Origin of the sequence: Streptomyces caelestis (assembly GCF_001279005.1) — a bacterium.
GTDB lineage: Bacteria > Actinomycetota > Actinomycetes > Streptomycetales > Streptomycetaceae > Streptomyces > Streptomyces heliomycini.
The window spans coordinates 1-581 of the sequence record NZ_LGCN01000055.1 but is presented as its reverse complement, the minus strand read 5'-3'; the positions used below and the strand labels follow the sequence as shown (position 1 = coordinate 581).

1 protein-coding gene is annotated in these 581 nt (G+C 70.7%); it reads right to left on the bottom strand.

Annotated elements, in window-relative coordinates; all coding sequences use genetic code 11:
- Window positions 1-581: condensation domain-containing protein (locus ADK41_RS05870; protein WP_037805358.1), on the bottom strand; the 581-nt coding region annotated here is incomplete at both ends.

The window sequence follows — 581 nt, the reverse complement described above, 5'->3', positions numbered from 1 at the left end:
CCAGATCACCCGGCCGCACCCCCCTGCCCGACAGATACCGGGCCAGCCGGTTCGACCACACCTCCAACTCGCCGTACGTCACCTCCTGATCCTCGAAGATCAAGGCGGTCGACCTCGGGGAACGTGCCGCCTGCAGTGCGAAGAGGCCGTCCAGGCCGAGTTCGGGGGCCCGGGTGACGGGCCCGGACCACGTGTCCAGCAGATCCCGCTCCTCGGGGGCGAGCAGCGGGATCGAGCCGACGGTGGTGTCGGGATCGGCCGCGGCCGACTCCAGCAGGAGCAGGGTGCGCTCCAGCAGGAGTCCGACCGTCCTCGGCTCGTACAGGTCGGTGGCGTACTCGACGGTGATGTCGAGCCCGCCCGGGCCGCCGTCGGCCGCCCGGCGCTCACCGAACGCGAAGGTCAGGTCGAACTTCGCGATCCTCAGCTCCGGGTCGAGGAAGGCCGCTTCGAGGCCCGCCAGATCCGGGGCGTCGGCGGCGGTGTCGCCGACGGTGAGCATGACCTGGAACAGCGGATGCCGGGACGCCGAACGCTCGGGATTGAGCACCTCGACGAGCCGGTCGAACGGAAGGTCCTGA